Annotated in this window: 18 protein-coding genes; 11 read left to right on the top strand and 7 right to left on the bottom strand. The window is 67.9% G+C overall.

Annotated elements, in window-relative coordinates:
• Positions 1–7 precede the first annotated feature (7 nt).
• Complete coding sequence (locus tag FS388_RS04695; RefSeq protein WP_146340182.1) at positions 8–700, top strand: RNA methyltransferase; 693 nt, start codon at positions 8–10, stop codon at positions 698–700.
• On the opposite strand, the gene FS388_RS04690 is transcribed toward FS388_RS04695, so the two are convergent.
• Positions 674–1,384, bottom strand: a complete 711-nt coding sequence (locus tag FS388_RS04690) for a glutamate racemase (RefSeq protein ID WP_168198592.1) — start codon at positions 1,382–1,384, stop codon at positions 674–676. The two genes, FS388_RS04695 and FS388_RS04690, sit on opposite strands and share 27 nt — an antisense overlap.
• 85 nt (positions 1,385–1,469) lie before the next feature.
• On the opposite strand from FS388_RS04690, the gene FS388_RS04685 reads away from it, so the two are divergent.
• From FS388_RS04685 to FS388_RS04645, 9 genes are all read left to right on the top strand, one after another.
• A complete protein-coding gene (locus FS388_RS04685) occupies positions 1,470–2,192 on the top strand; it encodes an AzlC family ABC transporter permease (RefSeq protein ID WP_246836300.1) in 723 nt (240 codons plus the stop codon).
• Complete coding sequence (locus tag FS388_RS04680) at positions 2,189–2,500, top strand: AzlD domain-containing protein (RefSeq protein WP_146340177.1); 312 nt, start codon at positions 2,189–2,191, stop codon at positions 2,498–2,500. Before FS388_RS04685 ends, FS388_RS04680 begins: the two co-directional genes overlap by 4 nt.
• Positions 2,501–2,604: 104 nt before the next feature.
• Positions 2,605–3,627 (top strand): class II fructose-bisphosphate aldolase, encoded by a 1,023-nt coding sequence (gene fbaA / locus FS388_RS04675; protein WP_146340175.1) that lies wholly within the window; start codon positions 2,605–2,607, stop codon positions 3,625–3,627.
• Positions 3,628–3,811: 184 nt separating this feature from the next.
• Positions 3,812–4,630, top strand: a complete 819-nt coding sequence (locus FS388_RS04670) for an HAD family hydrolase (RefSeq protein ID WP_168198591.1) — start codon at positions 3,812–3,814, stop codon at positions 4,628–4,630.
• Between the two features lie 162 nt (positions 4,631–4,792).
• Positions 4,793–5,887: a phosphate/phosphite/phosphonate ABC transporter substrate-binding protein gene (locus FS388_RS04665; protein WP_146340170.1), complete on the top strand. Its 1,095-nt coding sequence runs from the start codon at positions 4,793–4,795 to the stop codon at positions 5,885–5,887.
• Between the two features lie 102 nt (positions 5,888–5,989).
• Complete coding sequence (gene phnC, locus FS388_RS04660) at positions 5,990–6,808, top strand: phosphonate ABC transporter ATP-binding protein (RefSeq protein ID WP_146340168.1); 819 nt, start codon at positions 5,990–5,992, stop codon at positions 6,806–6,808.
• A 2-nt stretch (positions 6,809–6,810) separates the two neighbouring features.
• Positions 6,811–7,884: an ABC transporter permease gene (locus FS388_RS04655; protein WP_146340166.1), complete on the top strand. Its 1,074-nt coding sequence runs from the start codon at positions 6,811–6,813 to the stop codon at positions 7,882–7,884.
• Positions 7,881–9,059, top strand: coding sequence for an ABC transporter permease (locus tag FS388_RS04650; protein WP_246836299.1), 1,179 nt, complete (start codon positions 7,881–7,883; stop codon positions 9,057–9,059). The genes FS388_RS04655 and FS388_RS04650 overlap by 4 nt, the downstream gene beginning before the upstream one ends.
• Before the next feature lie 25 nt (positions 9,060–9,084).
• Positions 9,085–9,510 carry a DUF3151 domain-containing protein gene (locus tag FS388_RS04645; RefSeq protein WP_146340164.1) on the top strand — a complete coding sequence of 142 codons (426 nt, stop codon included), beginning with the start codon at positions 9,085–9,087 and terminating at the stop codon, positions 9,508–9,510.
• A 22-nt stretch (positions 9,511–9,532) separates the two neighbouring features.
• On the opposite strand, the gene FS388_RS04640 is transcribed toward FS388_RS04645, so the two are convergent.
• The gene (locus FS388_RS04640; RefSeq protein ID WP_146340162.1) at positions 9,533–10,819 is read right to left on the bottom strand and encodes an adenylosuccinate synthase; all 1,287 of its coding nucleotides are present in this window, start codon (positions 10,817–10,819) and stop codon (positions 9,533–9,535) included.
• Between the two features lie 94 nt (positions 10,820–10,913).
• On the opposite strand from FS388_RS04640, the gene FS388_RS13000 reads away from it, so the two are divergent.
• Complete coding sequence (locus FS388_RS13000) at positions 10,914–11,060, top strand: hypothetical protein (protein ID WP_168198590.1); 147 nt, start codon at positions 10,914–10,916, stop codon at positions 11,058–11,060.
• A 66-nt stretch (positions 11,061–11,126) separates the two neighbouring features.
• Here the strand turns inward: FS388_RS13000 and FS388_RS04635 are convergent, their stop codons facing one another.
• The 5 genes from FS388_RS04635 to FS388_RS04615 are packed head-to-tail and all read right to left on the bottom strand — an operon-like array spanning position 11,127 to position 16,954.
• Complete coding sequence (locus tag FS388_RS04635; protein WP_146340159.1) at positions 11,127–11,645, bottom strand: CoA-binding protein; 519 nt, start codon at positions 11,643–11,645, stop codon at positions 11,127–11,129.
• Positions 11,642–12,943 carry an O-acetylhomoserine aminocarboxypropyltransferase/cysteine synthase family protein gene (locus tag FS388_RS04630; RefSeq protein WP_146340157.1) on the bottom strand — a complete coding sequence of 434 codons (1,302 nt, stop codon included), beginning with the start codon at positions 12,941–12,943 and terminating at the stop codon, positions 11,642–11,644. The genes FS388_RS04635 and FS388_RS04630 overlap by 4 nt, the downstream gene beginning before the upstream one ends.
• Positions 12,940–15,009, bottom strand: a complete 2,070-nt coding sequence (locus FS388_RS04625) for an acetate--CoA ligase (RefSeq protein ID WP_146340155.1) — start codon at positions 15,007–15,009, stop codon at positions 12,940–12,942. Before FS388_RS04625 ends, FS388_RS04630 begins: the two co-directional genes overlap by 4 nt.
• 17 nt (positions 15,010–15,026) lie before the next feature.
• Positions 15,027–15,902, bottom strand: a complete 876-nt coding sequence (locus tag FS388_RS04620; protein ID WP_146340153.1) for an ABC transporter permease — start codon at positions 15,900–15,902, stop codon at positions 15,027–15,029.
• Positions 15,899–16,954: an aliphatic sulfonate ABC transporter substrate-binding protein gene (locus FS388_RS04615; protein ID WP_146340151.1), complete on the bottom strand. Its 1,056-nt coding sequence runs from the start codon at positions 16,952–16,954 to the stop codon at positions 15,899–15,901. The genes FS388_RS04620 and FS388_RS04615 overlap by 4 nt, the downstream gene beginning before the upstream one ends.
• Positions 16,955–16,984: the final 30 nt, after the last annotated feature.

Genomic DNA, 16,984 nt, shown 5'->3' with positions numbered 1-16,984 from the left:
CAGCCGGATGAGTCAGGGTCCGGGGGAGAAAGATGACGAGCTCGGGCCTCAGGAGCTCCAGCGCGAAGTCGGCGTAGGCCCCTGGGAAGGGCCCCTCCCGGCCGGCGAGCACTGGGATGGGGAGCTGCTGCGCGACGGCGACCGTCGCAATGTGGTGGACGCCTACCGCTATTGGAGCCGTGAGGCCATCGTCGCCGACTTGGACACGCGACGCCACGGATTCCACGTGGCGATCGAGAACTGGCAGCACGACTTCAACATCGGCACCGTCGTCCGCACCGCGAACGCCTTCCTGGCCCAGGAAGTCCATATCATCGGGAAGAAGCGGTGGAACCGACGGGGGGCGATGGTCACCGACAGATACCAGCATGTGCGGCACCATCCCACCGTCGAGGACTTCGTCGCCTGGGCGCAGGACGCCGGGCTGCCGGTGCTCGGGGTGGACCTCTTTCCCGATTCGGTCCCGCTGGAGACCTTCAGTCTGCCGCGCGACTGCGTCCTGGTCTTCGGGCAGGAGGGCCCCGGGCTCAGCGATCAGATCCGCGACGCCGCCGCGGCGACCCTCTCGATCGCCCAGTTCGGCTCCACCCGCTCCATCAACGCGGGCGTAGCTGCCGGCATCGCCATGCACGCATGGGTCCGGCAGCACGCAGCGCCCGGCGGCGCAGACGGCTCAGACCACGGGGCCCCGCTCGGCTGAGGCCGCACCCCGAGCGCGTCCCGCCGACTGGGAGAGCACCCGTGCGACCTGGCCGGCCACCGCATCGGACGGCTCGAGGACGGTGACCGAACGATCGGGCAGGTCAGCGCGCAGCCGGCCTTCGATGCGGTCCCGGATCCAGTGGTAATGGGTGCAGGCCAGCACCACCGCGTCGGCACCGGAGCTGCGCACCGTCTCGACCAGGGGGCTGAGGTCCACGCTCTCGGGACCATCCCGCTCAATGCTTGCGGCCCAGTCGCGGCAGTCAGGCTCCACCACCTCAACACCCGGTGCCCACCGGTCCTTCAGAGCTGCGTAGCGCGCGCTGTCCAGGGTCGCGGGTGTGGCGCAGACGGCGATGACGCCGCTGAGGCTCATTGCCGCGGCGGGCTTGACCATTGGCTCTAGGCCGACGAATGGGATGCCTGGGATCTGTCGCCGCAGATGCTCAATGGCCGCGGCGGTGGCTGTGTTGCAGGCGAGGACCACTGTGTCGCATCCGGCGTCCAGCAGCGGCCGGATGCCGGCTTCGGTGAGGCGCTGAACCTCCGCCTCGGAGCGGCTCCCGTAGGGGACGTTGGCCGAATCGTGGGCGGTGAGCACCTCGGAGTCGGGCAGGAGCTCGCGGAGACGGACGGCGACTGCTTCGCCCCCGCGCCCAGAATCGAAAACGCCGATCTTCATCGAAGAAACCATAGCCGGGTCCGTACCCCTGTGGGCGCGCTTTGGGGGTCGACTCGCCGCGCACGGCATTGCGTACGATGTGCCGGTGGGCTGCGAGGGGCGGAAGGACGGTGAGGCGCTGCTGCGGGTGACCCCCGCGAGCAGGATGGCCGCATCCATCACACTCGCCGTCTCCCTCTACGGCATCTCCTTCGGCGCACTGGCAGTGGCCGCCGGCTTCAGCGTCTGGCAGGCCGTGGCCCTGAGCGTGCTGATGTTCACCGGAGGCTCGCAGTTCGCCTTCATCGGCGTCGCGGCCGCCGGCGGCTCTCCCGCGGCCGCATTCACCAGCGCCACCCTGCTCGGGGTTCGGAATACGCTCTACGCGGCTCAGATCAAGGCGATGCTCAGCCCCTCGGGGCTGAAGCGGCTGCTGGCGGCCCAGGTCACGATCGACGAGAGCATGGCCGCGGCGACGGCCCAGGAGGCGGGCCCCGAGCAGCGCCGCGGCTTCTGGCTGACCGGGATGGGCATCTGGATCGGCTGGTCACTGGCCACGGTGATCGGCGCGCTCCTCGGAGACGTGATGGCGGACCCCGAAGCACTCGGCCTCGACGGAGCGGTGGTCGCGGCGTTCCTCGGTCTCCTCTGGCCCCGGCTGAAGGCAGCAGAGCCCTGGGCGCTCGCCGTCGTCGCGGCTCTCGTCACGGTGATCGCGATGCCGGTGGTGCCCGCGGGGGTGCCGATCCTGCTGGCCGCTGCGGTGACCGTGCTCTGGGGCACGGTCGCGGCGCGTCTCGAGCGGAGCAGGGAGCGGCGAGCGGCATGAGCGTCTGGGCATGGATCGTGCTGGCCTGCGTCGCAGCGTACGCGCTGAAGATCCTCGGCTACCTGGTGCCGGCTGCGTGGCTGGCCCGTCCGGCCGTGGTGCGCATCTCGGGGATGCTCACCATCGGACTGCTCGCGGCGCTGGTCGCCATGAACGCGGTCTCCTACGACGGCGGCTTCGTTCTGGACTCCCGTCTCGGAGCGCTCGTCGCTGCCGCCGCGGCGCTGATGCTCAGAGCTCCCTTCATCCTCGTCGTGGTCATCGGCGCCCTCGCAGCTGCCGGACTGAGGCTCCTCGGCTTCCCCTGATCGAGACGCACAGGGTTACGTGTGGCTCGCGTCTCGTTAGGATGGGTGCGGAGAACGTGCATGAGGGCGTTCCCCGACCGACTTCACCGACAGAGGAGCATCACGTGGCCGTTGCAACCCCGGACAAGTACACCGAGATGATTGACGCGGCCAAGGCCGGCGGATATGCCTACCCCGCGGTCAACGTGACGAGCTCCCAGACGCTCAACGCGGCCATCAGAGGCTTCGCCGACGCAGAGTCGGACGGCATCATCCAGGTCTCCACCGGCGGCGCCGCGTACTGGTCGGGCTCGTCCGTGAAGGACATGGTCACCGGATCCAGGGCGTTCGCCGCCTTCGCCAAAGAGGTCGCGAAGAACTACGGGGTCAACATCGCCCTGCACACCGACCACTGCCCCAAGGACAAGCTCGACAGCTTCGTCCTGCCCCTGCTGGAGGCTTCCGAGGCCGAGGTGAAGGCCGGACGCGACCCCATCTTCAACTCCCACATGTGGGACGGCTCCGCGGAGACCCTCGAGGAGAACCTGCGGATCGCCGCTGAGCTGCTGCCCCGCTCGGCCGCCGCCAAGCAGATCCTTGAGGTGGAGATCGGAACCGTCGGCGGCGAGGAGGACGGTGTGGAGAACGAGATCAACGAGAAGCTCTACACCACCGTCGACGATGCGATCGCGACCCTTGAGGCTCTGGGCACCGGCGAGCACGGCCGCTACATCACCGCTCTGACCTTCGGAAACGTGCACGGGGTCTACAAGCCCGGCAACGTGAAGCTGCGCCCAGAGATCCTCGATGAGATTCAGCGGGCGACGGCCGAGAAGTACGGCTCGGCGCGTCCCTTCGACCTGGTTTTCCACGGCGGCTCCGGCTCCAGCCAGCAGGAGATCGAGGATGCCGTCAGCTACGGCGTCATCAAGATGAACATCGACACCGACACCCAGTACGCCTTCACCCGCCCGGTGGCCGGGCACATGCTGGAGAACTACGACGGCGTGCTGAAGGTCGACGGCGACGTCGGCAACAAGAAGACCTACGACCCCCGCGTGTGGGGCAAGAAGGCCGAGGAGGGGATGGCCGCACGCATCGTCGAGGCGGCACAGTCCCTCGGCAGCGCAGGGAAGACGATCAGGTAGTCGGATGCACGGCACAGGGACCCCGCAGGCACCGCGCCTGCGGGGTCTCCGCGCATCATCGGCCGGTCAGCGAGGCGGAGCCTCCGGGAGCATCGAGCGTCGCCTATAGTTCTCCACTGCGGACAATGCGTCCATGGCGACTTCCGCCCCTTCCCCTCGTTCCCGTCCCCTAAGGCTCATCATCGTGCTCAGCTCCTCAGCTTCCGATCACCGGCGCAGGCTGCTCATCCTCGACTTCGACGGGACGGTCTGCCTCGGCGACGAACCGGCCATGCTCTACGCCCATGAGGCGGATGAGCTGATCGCTCAGCACGGGCTCCCGGGGCTGGGCCGCAGCATTGCCCGGATCGTGGCGCAGGCACTCTCATCCGACTCCCTGGCCATCCCGGAGATCGAGGTGGACGGGAACGGCGAGCCGCCCCTCCTGCGGGAGTCCTTCGGGGTTCAGGGTGCGCATCCGGTGGCATGGCCGCTGCAGGACGGGTATCAGCTGGTTCAGCTTCTGGGCCGCCAGGCCGGTCTCAACGACGCTCAGACCGGGCAGGCGTTCATGGCCGCGCGCCGCCGCATCGTGAGGGACGGGCTGGAGCAGACTGATGTCCACGCGCCGGAGGAAGCCGGTCGGCTCATCGCAGAGATGCGGGCCGCAGGGGTGAGGGTCGTGCTGATCACCAATTCGCCGGCCGAGGGGTTCGACCGCTGGCTGGACGCCTTGGGCCTGCACGAGTCCTTCGATGAGGTCATCAACAGTGCCCGCAAGCCCTACGGCATGCCGGAGGCGCTTCAGCAGGCCGCCCGCCACGACGATCTCAACGGGCTGAGCATCCTGTCCGTGGGCGACATCTGGAAGAACGACCTTGCCCCCGTGGCGGACCTCGGGGGAGAGACCGTCCTGATCGACCGCTTCGGCACCGGGCTCGGCGCCCCAGATCATCGCGTCTCGTCCTTCGACGAGGCGGTCAGCATGATGCGGACCTGGGCGGATGCGCCAACGCCGGGTTAATTCTGAGTGACGACTGTGAAAACTGCCGGGTTACAAGTTGAGGGGCTGCTCAGCGCGCCCATAGAGTGAGCATCGGACCTCCGTGCCGCAGATCACCCTATCGGCTGGCCGGGCGCAGAGGCCCGCACTTGCACCTGGATCTATGGACTAAGGACGTTCGCAATGCGCTTGAACACCACGTCAGCCTTCGCGCTGGCATCTGTGCTGACCCTCTCACTGGCCGCGTGCGCCGGGGACGAAGGTGACATCGACACCGGCGACGATGACGCTGAGGACCAGACTGAGGAGGACGCCGCAGGAGAGGGCGCCGAGAACGGCGAGGAGGCCGACGGGGAGGCCGGCGCTGAGATTGAGTCGGTGGACAGCATCACCATCGGCCTGGTCCCCGCCACCGACTCCGCCACGCAGGCGGAGGAGGAGAACGCCGATGCGCTGGCGGACCAGCTGTCCGAGTCGCTCGGCGGCTTCGACGTCGACATCTTCTTCGCAGACTCGTACCTGGGCGTCATCCAGGGCATGCAGTCCGGCGACGTGCAGCTGGTGATGTCCGGCCCCATCGGCATGATTCAGGCCGAGGACGAGGCCGAGGGCACCCCGATCCTCCAGTCGATCCGGTACGGCGCGGACACGTACGTGACCCAGTGGTTCACGAACGACCCCGACACCTACTGCGAGGACGAGCCGGTCGCCGATGAGGACGGCTACATGTTCTGCAACGGTATCTACGATGAGGAGTCCGGCGAGCTTGCCGACTACGGCCCCATGGGCGAGGACTCCCTGGCCCAGATCGAGGACGGCACCCCCGTCGCCTTTGTGGAGGAGGGCTCCGCGTCGGGCTTCTACTTCCCGCAGACCCAGCTCAACGAGCTCGGCGTCGAGGTGGACGCCCAGTTCGCAGGCGGCCACGACGATGCTGTGCTGAACGTCTACAACGGCGAATTCGAGATCGGCACCTCGTTCGACGATGCCCGCACCAACGTCGTCGACGACAACCCAGACGTCGGCGAGGAGCTCGTCGTCTTCGCATGGGCCGGTCCCATCCCCAACGACGGGATCGTCGCGTCGAACGAGTTCACCGACGAAGAGCTCCAGACGCTTGAGGACGCATGGCTGAGCTTCGCTGAGTCCGGTGACCTGGACGAGGGAGACCCGCTCTATGACGTCTACGAGATCAACGGTCTGACGCCAGCCGACGATGAGGCCCTCGACGTGGCCCGTGAGGTCTACAACGACTTCGGCGACGAAGCCGGCGAGTGACCCTGAGGCTTTTCTGAGCTGAGAGGAATTCTCTGGCATGCTGGGGTGCGGGCTGCGGCACAGGGCCGCGGTCCGCACCACGGCCGTCAGGAACTTTTCATTATGATCAAGTTTGAGAACGTCGATGTCGTCTATCCGAACGGCTTCAGAGGCCTGAACGACATCAGCCTGGAGATCGGCGAGGGCGAGTTCGTCGCCATCATCGGCCTCTCCGGGGCGGGGAAGTCGACTCTCATCCGGGCGGTCAACGGTCTGGTGCCCTACACCGGAGGAACGCTGACGGTTGGGGAGACGGTGGTGGACCCGAAGAACAAGTCCAAGCTGCGGCGGCTGCGGTCCCGCGTGGGGATGATCTTCCAGCAGTTCAACAACGTCGGCCGCATCACCGTTCTCAACAACGTGCTGATCGGACGCTCATCCGTCACCCCCACCTGGCGCTCGCTGCTCGGCTGGTACGGGCACGAGGACAAGGAAGTCGCCTTCCAGTCCCTGGAGCGGGTGGGGATCGTCGACAAGGCCTACAGCCGGGCATCGGCGCTCTCCGGAGGGCAGCAGCAGCGAGTGGCGATCGCGCGGGTGCTCGCCCAGGACCCGGAGCTGATCCTGGCCGACGAGCCGGTCGCGTCGCTCGACCCGCCCACTGCCCGCAAAGTCCTCGGAGACCTCCGCCGCATCCAGCGCGAGCTCGGCATCACCTGCATAGTCAACATGCACCACCTCGACCTCGCCCGCGACTACGCGGACCGGATCGTCGGCATGCGGAACGGCGAAGTCGTGTTCGACGGTCCCACTGAGGAGGCGACCGACGCGGTGATCGAAGAGGTCTACCAGCGCTCCCTCTCCCAGGAGGAGGCAGCCGCGGAGAAGCCTGCCGATGAGAGTGTCGAGGTCGTCGCCGCGGGACGGGCCGGAGAGTCCTGAGCGTGACAGCAGTCGCCGACCCGGCTGCGGCCAGGACCGCCTCGCAGCCGGCGCCCCGCCCGGCACCTCCTAAGCCTCCGCTGGCCAACTACCTGATGCTCGTCGGCGTCGCCGTTCTGGCCTTCGCCTTCTTCTGGTGGACCCGCGAGTCCACCGGTGTCCTCTTTCTGCCTCTGGGCTTCACCACCCTGTGGGCGCCCCAGTGGCCGCTCATCGGGTTCCTGACGATGCTTGGGGTCCTGGGGCTCTGCTGGCTGACGCGCGTGGGCCCCATGGGAGCCTTCGGGGCGCTGACATTCGTCATCATCAGCTACTGGGCCGGCTCCAGCATCTACTTCCTCGACAGGATCGCCGAGCTGCCGGGCCGCCTGACAGGAGGCAGCACCCGTGATCAGCTGCTGGGATACTTCAGCCCGGACTGGTCCTACCTGCTGCTCTCCAACGTCGCCGGAACCTCCCGTCCGATCTGGGGGGAGTGGCTGATCACGCTGTGCATGGCGGTCGTGGCCACCATCATCGGATGCTTCATCGGACTTCTCCTGGCGATGCTGGCCTCGCCGGTCTCCAGCCCCAACCGCTTCAGCAGTCAGGGCATCAAGGGCCTCAACTCGATCGTCCGTTCGATCCCCGATGTTGCCTGGGCCCTGCTCTTCGCAGCCTTCATCGGCAGCACCGCCTACGGGTTCGGCGCCCTGGCCGCAGTCCTCGCCCTGATCATGTTCAACATCGGGATCGTCGCGAAGCTGCTCGGCGAGTCCATCGACTCGGTCGACCCCGGGCCGCTGGAAGCCGCCGACGCGACGGGTGCGAACCTGATGCAGCGCGACCGCGTCGCCGTCCTCCCGGCGGTCATGCCGAGCTTCATCTCGTACAGCCTGTACGTGTTCGAGCTGAACATCAGGGCCTCAGCTGCCCTCGGCGTGGTCGGCGTGGCCGGCATCGGCGGGGAGCTGAGCCGACAGATCGGACGCATGTCGCAGGGCTACGACAACGTGGGGGCGATCCTCTGGGCACTTGTCGCTGTTGTCCTGATGGTGGACCTGTTCTCGCTGTGGATCCGGAGGAAGCTGCTGTGAGTCACGGACACAAGATCATCGCGGCCGTGGCCGGTGCGCTGCTGCTGGCTGCCGGCAGCTTCCTGCTGACCTACTCGGCTCCCGCCGAATCCTCTGACGTGCTGCTCCGCGGCCTGTGGGGCTTCGCCCTCTGCGGCGCCGTCGCGGCCCTGGGGGTGGGCATCTACGGCCTGGCGTATGCGAGCACCGCCAAGCAGCAGAGGCAGGAGCAGCAGCGTCTCTCCGAGGGAGGCGCAGGCTTCGCCCCCGATCGCCTCGATGAGCGGCCGGTCAGGCCCGTGAAGTTCTGGTACACCATGGCGCTGCTGCTGGTCGGAGCAGTATTCATCTCCTCGGCCGCTGGGACGGGGATGACGCTGTCTGCGCTGCTGGACATGCCTGCGCGCATCTGGGAGTTCAGCGTGCAGATGGTCGGCGGGGTCGCTCAGGTCCCCGACGAGGAGGCTCGCGAGGACTGGTCGCTCGCCTTCGACGCCATGCTGGAGTCAGTGGCCATCGCCTGGGTCGGCACAGTCGTCGGGGCGCTCTTCTCCCTGCCCTGCGGGATCCTTGCGGCGAGAAACATGGCGCCCCTGTCGATCTACATCCCCATGCGCTTCATCCTCTCTGTCATCCGTGCCGTGCCCGAGCTGGTGTTCGCCGTGGCCATCTTCATCCCCCTCCTGGGAGTGGGTCCGGCGCAGATGGGCGGGGCGATGGCCGGTGCGTTCGCGCTGGGCATCAGCAGCATCGGCACTCTCTCCAAACTGATCTCCGAAGCCATCGAAGGGGTGGACCCCGGCCCGCTGGAGGCCTCGACGGCCGCTGGAGCCACCCACGTCCAGCGGATCCGCTGGGCGGTGCTGCCTCAGGTTCTGCCGGAGGTGCTGGCCATCTGGCTGTACCGGTTCGAAGTCAACATTCGCGCCTCGGCCATTCTCGGCGCCCTGGGCGCAGGCGGGATCGGGCGGCTCATCAGCCCGCCCAACGGTCTGTTCGGCCAGCGCCCGTACGACTGGGAGGCGATCGGCATCACCCTTTTCGTGATCATTGTGATCACCATGGCGGTGGACCAGGTCTCCGGGTTCGTCCGGCACCGGGTGATACACGGTGCGAAAGTGCGGCAGAAGAAGAGCGCCAAGCCCGGCGACGGTGCGGGCCCAGACAAGAAGCAGGCAGCCGCCGTGCGGATCTGAGCCGCTTCACCGTTAGGCTGGGCCCATGTCTATGCTTGGCAAGAACCTGATGGAGCCTGAACCCACTCTGCTGCCTCCCGAGCCGGAGGTGACTGAGTCGCTGGCCGCCGGCGAGGAGCCGGTGGACCTCGCCGCCAAGCACCCCACCTCATCCTTGGTGTGGGCGCTGCTGGCCGAGGACGCCCTGGACGGCGGATACACCGTGGAGGGCTATGCATACGCGCGTGTGGGCTACCACCGCGGCCTGGACTCCCTGCGCCAGAACGGCTGGAAGGGAACCGGCCCGGTCCCCCACAGCCACGAGCCCAACCACGGCTTCCTCCGGGCCCTCTACTCCCTCGGTCAGGCCGCGGCCGCGATCGGAGAGGAGCCGGAGGTCGTGCGGATCAACAACCTGCTGGACGACTGCGACCCCACCGCGAAGGAGAAGATCGCAGCCATCCGCCGATGACGGCGGCGCTGCGCTCCGAGGATCAGGTGATCAGGTCGTGGATCTGAACCACCTGGTCCCGGCCCGGGCCCACACCGATCGCTGAGAAGCGGGTGCCGGAGAGGCTCTCCAGGGCCCGCACGTAGGCCTGAGCGTTCTCAGGAAGCTCATCCATGGTCCGGGCGCCGGTGATGTCCTCGGTCCACCCGTCGAAGTGCTCGAAGATGGGCGTGGCGTGGTGCAGCTCGGTCTGGGTCATCGGCATCTGGTCGTGCCGCACGCCGTCGACGTCGTAGGCCACGCAGACCGGGATCGACTCGATGTTGGTGAGCACATCGAGCTTGGTGAGGAAGTAGTCCGTGAAGCCGTTGATGCGTGCGGCGTACTTGGCCATCACCGCGTCGTACCAGCCGCACCGTCGAGGACGGCCCGTGTTCACACCGAACTCGCCGCCGGTCTTCTGCAGGTACTCGCCCCACTCGTCGAAGAGCTCGGTGGGGAACGGGCCAGCGCCCACACGCGTGGTGTAGGCCTTGATGATTCCGATGGACCGGTCGATGCGGGTGGGGCCGATCCCCGAGCCCACTGAGGCCCCGCCCGCGGTCGGGTTCGACGAGGTGACAAACGGGTAAGTGCCGTGGTCCACATCCAGGAAGGTGGCCTGGCCGCCCTCCATGAGCACCACTTTGCCCTCGTCCAGCGCATCGTTGAGAAGGTTCGTGGCGTCGACGACCATGGGGCGCAGACGCTCAGCGAAGCTCAGGAAGTACTCGACGATCTCGTCGACCTCCACCGCCCTGCGGTTGTAGAGCTTCACCAGCAGCTCGTTCTTCTGGCGCAGCGCCCCTTCGATCTTCTGACGCAGGATGGACTCGTCGAAGATGTCCTGGACGCGGATGCCCAGCCGTCCGACCTTGTCCATGTAGGTGGGGCCGATGCCCCGGCCGGTGGTGCCGATGGCGCGTTTGCCGAGGAAGCGCTCGGTGACTTTGTCCATGGTCTGGTGGTACGGCGCCACCAAGTGCGCGTTGGCGCTGATCCTCAGCTTGGAGGTGTCTGCGCCGCGGGCCTCCAGCCCCTCGATCTCCTCGAACAGCGCCTCGAGGTTCACAACCACGCCGTTGCCGATCACCGGGACCGCATTGGGGGAGAGGATGCCCGCAGGCAGGAGCTTCAGCTCGAACTTCTCCCCGCCGACCACCACAGTGTGCCCGGCGTTGTTGCCCCCATTGGGCTTGACGACGTAGTCGACACGGGAGCCGAGCACGTCAGTAGCTTTGCCCTTCCCTTCGTCGCCCCATTGGGCGCCGACGATGACAATGGCGGGCATAGCGGGGCTCCTTGAAAACTGGTGAACTGGCCGTCAGGAGTCTACCAACCAGGCTTTGAGGAACCGCTCAGGGGCCCTGGCTAGGGTCGGCGACATGGTTGCAGCGCTGAAGAAGATGGCCGTCACATTCCTCAAAGCACGCGTGCTGGCGAAATTTGCGATGCCGAAGGTGCTGCTGATCCTCGGTGCGGTGAAGGTGATCAGGTGGGCCTTCGCCCGTCGGAGCAGGGCCCCGCAGTGAGGAAGGGGGCCCCGGCGCTCCTCCGAGCGGCAGGACCCCCTTCGCGGCCTCCGTGCGCGAAGGGCGCTAGGCGTCCCTGAGCTGCCTCTTGGCGCTGATCACACCGGTGTCGAAGCCGCCGAGGTGAAGGTTGCCGTGGAAGCGGCCGTGCTCGATCTTCACGCACCGGTTCTGCACGGCGCTCAGGCCCAGATCGGTGGCCGTCTGCATGGCCTCCTCCGAATGGATCCCCAGCTGCACCCACAGGGTCTGCGCCCCCGCCTCTGCGGCGTCGCGGGCGAGGTCCGGCAGATCCTCCGGCTTGCGGAAGGCGACGACGATGTCCGGCGACTCGGGCAGGTCCTGCAGGGACCCGTAGCCGGGCTCCCCGAGGACGGTCTTGCCCACCAGGGCCGGGTTCACCCAGTAGAGCCTGTAGCTGGAGTCGGACTGCAGGTAGGTGGCCACGAAGTGGCTGGCCCGGGAAGGCTTATTTGACATGCCCACGATCGCCACGGACTTCGCCGCGCGCAGCAGCTGAAGCCGACGCGCCGGACCCGGCTCCTCCCACACGCCGTTCGGGTGCTCAACAGTGCTGGTGCTCATGAGTTCTCTCCCTTGGTCGCCGTCTCCAGGGCCTGGTCGAGGTCCCAGATGATGTCTTCAACGTCTTCGAGGCCCACAGAAATCCTGATCAGATCATCGGGAATTCCGCCGGCGACCAGCTGCTCCTCCGAGAGCTGCTGGTGGGTCGTGGATGCAGGGTGCAGCACGAGGGTGCGCGCATCGCCGACGTTGGCCAGGTGCGAGGCCAGCTGCAGCGACTCGATGAACCGCTGGCCGTTGGCCCTGCCGCCGGCTATGCCGAAGCTGAAGACTGCGCCGAGCCCCTTCGGCAGGAGCTCCTTGCCTCGGCTGTGGTGCCGGTGCTCGGGCAGGCCGGCGTGGTTGACGTAGTCCACGCGCGGGTCAGCGTTGAGCCACTCGGCGACCGTCTGGGCGTTGGCCACGTGCTCCTCCATGCGCTGGGGGAGGGTCTCGACGCCCTGGATCAGCTGGAAGGCAGCCTGCGGCGTCAGGGACGGGCCGAAGTCGCGGAGCTGCTCGGCGCGGATCTTGGTCAGGAATCCGTACTCGGCGAAGTTGCCCCACCAGGAGAGGCCGCCGTAGGAGGCCACCTCCTCGGTCATCTGGGGGAAGTTTCCGTTGTTCCACGGGAACGTGCCGGCTTCGACGATCACCCCTCCAAGTGTGGTGCCGTGCCCGCCGAGGAACTTCGTCACCGAGTGGGTGACGATGTCCGCTCCGTGCTCGATCGGCCGCAGCAGGTAGGGGGTGGTGAGCGTGGAGTCGACGACGAGCGGGATCCCGTGCTCGTGGGCGACGTCAGCCACGCCGGGGAGGTCCACGACGTCTGAGCTGGGGTTGGAGACGACCTCGGTGAAGATGAGCTTGGTGTTCGGCTGCAGGGCCGCCTTGAAGTCTGCCGCCTCGTCCGAGTTCACGAACGTGGTCTCGATGCCGAACCGCCGCAGCGAGACGTCGAGCTGGGTGATCGTGCCGCCGTAGAGCTTGGAGCTGGCCACGATGTGGTCTCCCTGCTGGCACAGGGCGGCGAAGACGAGGAACTCCGCCGACATTCCCGAGGCGGTGGCCACGGCGCCGATGCCGCCCTCCAGGGATGCCATGCGCTCCTCCAGGGCCGCCACAGTGGGGTTGCCGATGCGGGAGTAGATGTTGCCGAACTTCTGCAGGGCGAAGAGGTTCGCCGCATCGTCGCTGTCCTTGAAGACGAAGCTGGTGGACTGGTGGATCGGCACTGCACGTGTGCCGTACGTGGCGTCGGGGACGGCGCCTGCGTGCAGGGCGCGGGTGCGGAATCCGAACTGGCGGTCGCTGCTCATCGTGTTGCCTCTTTCCTTGGTGGTGCCGTGCTGCGTGCTGCGCAGATCTCGGCGATCTGCGGCACGCATGGTTCGTTCTGCAGGCTGGTGGTGTCGCCGAGCCGGTCGCCGTCGTGCAGCTGGGCGAGCAGTCGGCGCATGATCTTGCCCGACCGGGTCTTGGGGACGTCGGGGACCGGAATGACGGTGCGCGGCTTCGCGACGGGGCCGATCACCGTCGCCACATGCTCGCGAAGGAGTGAGGCGAGATCGGCCTCGGCGTCGGGGTCGGCCGCCAGGCGGGAGGACGCGGCTTCGCTGAGGACGGTGAAGGCAACTGCCGCGTGGCCGGTCTTCTCGTCGTGGCAGGGCGCCACTCCGGCCTCGATCACATCGGGGTGGGAGATCAGAGCCGACTCGATCTCGATGGTGGAGAGGAGATGGCCCGACACATTGATCGCATCGTCGATGCGTCCCAGGATCCAGACGTCTCCGTCCTCATCCTGCTTGGCGCCGTCGCCGGCGAGGAACCATCCCTGGTCGACGTGCGCCTCCCAGTACGAGGTGTAGAAGCGCTCCGGATCTCCCCATACGCCGCGCGCCATCGAAGGTCCGAATTCGGTGACCACGATGCTTCCCTGAACTCCGGGGGCGACGGGCTGGCCGTCCTGGTCCACGACCCTCGCGCCCCAGCCCGGCAGGGGACGGGTCGCGGAGCCCGGCTTGAAGGAGGTGTCGTCGGGTCTGGGGGAGAGGACTGCTGAGCCGGACTCCGACTGCCACCACGTGTCGACCATCGGCAGCGCGGGCCTGCCGGCCGCGTCAGACGTGTCCCGTCCGATCTGGCTGCGCAGCCAGGACCATGCCTCCGGGTTCACCGCCTCGCCCACCGTGCCGGCGAGCCGCACCGAGGAGAGGTCGTACTCGGCCGGGATGCCGTCGGGCCACCAGCCCATCAGGGAGCGGACCAGCGTGGGGGCCGTGTAGTAGCTGGTCACGCGGTGCCGCTGGATGATCTCGAAGTGCCGGCCCGGGTGGGGCGCGTTCGGCACACCCTCGTAGATCACCTGGGCGGCGCCGGCGGCCAGCGGCCCGTACATCTCGTAGGTGTGGGCGGTGACCCATGCCAGGTCGGCGGTGCACCAGTGCACGTCATGCTCGCGCTCGGCCGGGTCCGGGTGGGCGAAGAGGCGCAGATAGGAGTAGAGGCTGCCGGTGAGATACCCGGCCGTGGTGTGCACCAGGCCCTTGGGCTTGCCGGTGGTGCCTGAGGTGTACATGATGAACAGCTCGTTCTCCGCATCGAACATGGGAGCCTCGTGCTGGTCAGACGCGGAGTCGACGACGTCGTGCCACCACACGTCGCGGCCCAGGCCGTCGCCGCTGAGGTCGGTGCTGTCCCAGCTGATCTCGGAGCCGGTGCGTCGCAGCACCAGCACGTGCTCCACCGCGCCGCCGCCTCCCAGGGTGAGACCCTCCACGGCGGCGTCGGCGTTCTCTTTGACCGGCACAGCCTGACCGCGGCGGTATTGGCCGTCCGTGGTGACCAGCAGCTTCGTCCCGGTGTCCTCCACCCGGAAGCGCAGGGCCTGGGCCGAGAATCCGCCGAAGACCAGCTGGTGCACCGCGCCGATGCGGGCGCAGGCGAGGGTGATGACGATCGTCTCCAACAGCACCGGGAGGTAGATGACCACCCGGTCGCCGTGGCCGACGCCGAGGGCCTCCAGAGCGTTGGCCGCTTGGCAGACGCGGCGCTGAAGCTCCGCGTAGGTCACCGTCTCCCGGTCGCCGGGCTCACCCTCGAAGTGCAGGGCGACGGTGTCCCCGCGTCCGGCGTCCACGTGACGGTCCACGCAGTTCACCGCCGCGTTGAGCCTGCCGCCTTCGAACCAGCGCATCGAAGGACCCCGTCGGGTCTCCGGGTTCGGCGGCTCCCATGTGCGCAGGGTATGCCAGCCGGTGTCCCACTCGAGGAGCCCGGCCGCACGCTCCCAGTGCGCGAGGCGCTCCGCCTCGGAGGAGGGCTCGGGCCACGAGAGCACATCGGCAGAGAGGGGGTGGTGGTGAGTGCGGGCAGCGTCCGGCATGTGCGGCCTCCTTCGGCTCAGGCCCAGGTCTTGAGCGCTTTGCGCTCGACCAGGCCGAGCAGCGCATCTGTTGTTTTGCCCAGGACGGCCAGCAGCACGATGGCGAGCAGCAGCCGGTCCACGCGACCGTTGCTCTGCGACTCCGTGAGCAGGAAGCCCAGCCCTTCGGCCGCGGCGAGCAGCTCAGCGGCCACCAGGAACAGCCAGGACTGTGCCAGCGCCAGCCGCAGCCCGGAGAACACCGGGGGCACGACGGCGGGCAGCTGGACGGTCGCCAGCAGACGCACTCCGTGGAACCCGAAGGCGCGGCCGGCCTCCACCAGCTGGGCGTCCACGTGGCGGAGCGCCGAGTGCACCGAGGTGAAGACGGGGAAGAAGGCGCCGATGGCGATGAGCAGGTATTTTCCGTCCTCACCGATGCCGATCCAGAGCAGGATCAGGGGCACCCATGCCAGGGACGGCACGGCACGGAAGGCCCCGACAGTGGGGTGCAGCAGCGCATCGGCCGCTCGGGACAGGCCCAGCAGCGAGCCGAGCACCAGTCCCGCCCCGGCGCCGAGGGCGAAGCCGACCAGCACACGCTGCACGGAGATGCCGATATGGCCTGCGAGGGCGCCGGACTCCAGCAGAGCCTGACCGGCTTCGACGACCGCGACCGGGGAGGGCAGCTGAATGGGGGTGAAGATCCCCAGGGCGTCCGTGACCAGCCACCACAGGGCGACGAGCGCCACCGGGACGATCGCGCCGACAAGGACCCTTGAGGCCCCGTTGAGGCCGGAGCGGGAGCGCGACGGCTTCGACCCCTGATCAGCCGTGGCCGGCGCGGGCGCGGCTGCGAACCCGGCGGTGCTCGCAGCCGCAGGAGGCGTGTGCTCGGTGGGGGCCGGGCTCATGCGTCCTCGTCCTCCTGAATCTCCGCCTGCTCGGCTGCGTCGTCAGTGCCCTCAGCATCGGTGGCCTCAGCCGCTTCCGCGTACTCGGGCCAGAAGAGCTCCTCGAGGGCCTCGTCGACCTGCTCCTCGGAGTCGACGTCGCCGGTCTCGACGAAGAAGGGGCCCACCGGCTCCAGGGCGGCGCGCAGGTCTTCGCCCGGCACCGGGCTGATGTCGAAGTTCACGCGGTCGGCGATCACCAGCTCTGCGACGTCGAGATCGATGCTTGCGTACTCGGCGAGGATCTCCGCGGTCTCCTGGGGGTTCTCCTCGGCCCACTGCCGGGCCTGCTCGTACACGTTGACGACCGTCTGAGCGACCTCCGGGTGGTTCTCCAGGAAGTCTCCGGTCGCGTTGACGGTGGAGTAGGTGTTGAAGTCGACCTCCCTGGAGAACAGCTCGGCTCCGCCGAGCTCGGCGTCGCCCATGATCGGGTCTAGGCCGGCCCAGGCATCGACGTCGCCGTTCTCCAACGCCTGACGGCCGTCTGCGTGCTGCAGGGCCTGAACCTCAATGTCGTCGAGGGAGAGGCCCGCCTCGTCCAGCGAACGGGCGAGGAAGAAGAACGGGTCGGTGGCCAGCGTCGCCGCCACGGAGGCGCCCTCGAGGTCCTCCACGCTCTCGATGTCGGAGTCTTCACTGGTGACCAGTGCGGACCACTCGGGCTGCGACTCCACGTAGAAGGTGTGCGTGTCGGCGCCGACGGAGCGGTTCAGCAGGGCGGCGGAGCCTGCGGTCGAGCCGACGTGCAGCTCATCGGCGCGGAGGTACTCGTTCGCCTGGTTGGAGCCGTGGGACTGGATCCACTGCACGTCGGTGCCGATCTCCTCCAGCTCCTCCTCCAGCCAGCCGTGCTCCAGGATCACCAGGGACAGCGGGTTGTAGGTGGCGAAGTCGATGTTCAGGGTGTCCAGCTCCCCGTCTGCGTCATCGCCGCAGGCGGACAGCGCGAGCAGCGCGGCTGTCCCGAGTGCGGTGACGGAGGCGGCGGAGCGGGAGAAGGAGGTGGGCATGGGGGAGCCTTTCAAAGTGTCGTTCGGCGA

It is taken from the genome of Nesterenkonia sp. NBAIMH1, from assembly GCF_007922635.1.
GTDB classification, from domain to species: Bacteria; Actinomycetota; Actinomycetes; order Actinomycetales; family Micrococcaceae; genus Nesterenkonia; species Nesterenkonia pannonica.
The sequence above is the reverse complement of the archived record's forward strand: the minus strand, read 5'-3'. Positions and strand labels throughout refer to the sequence as shown.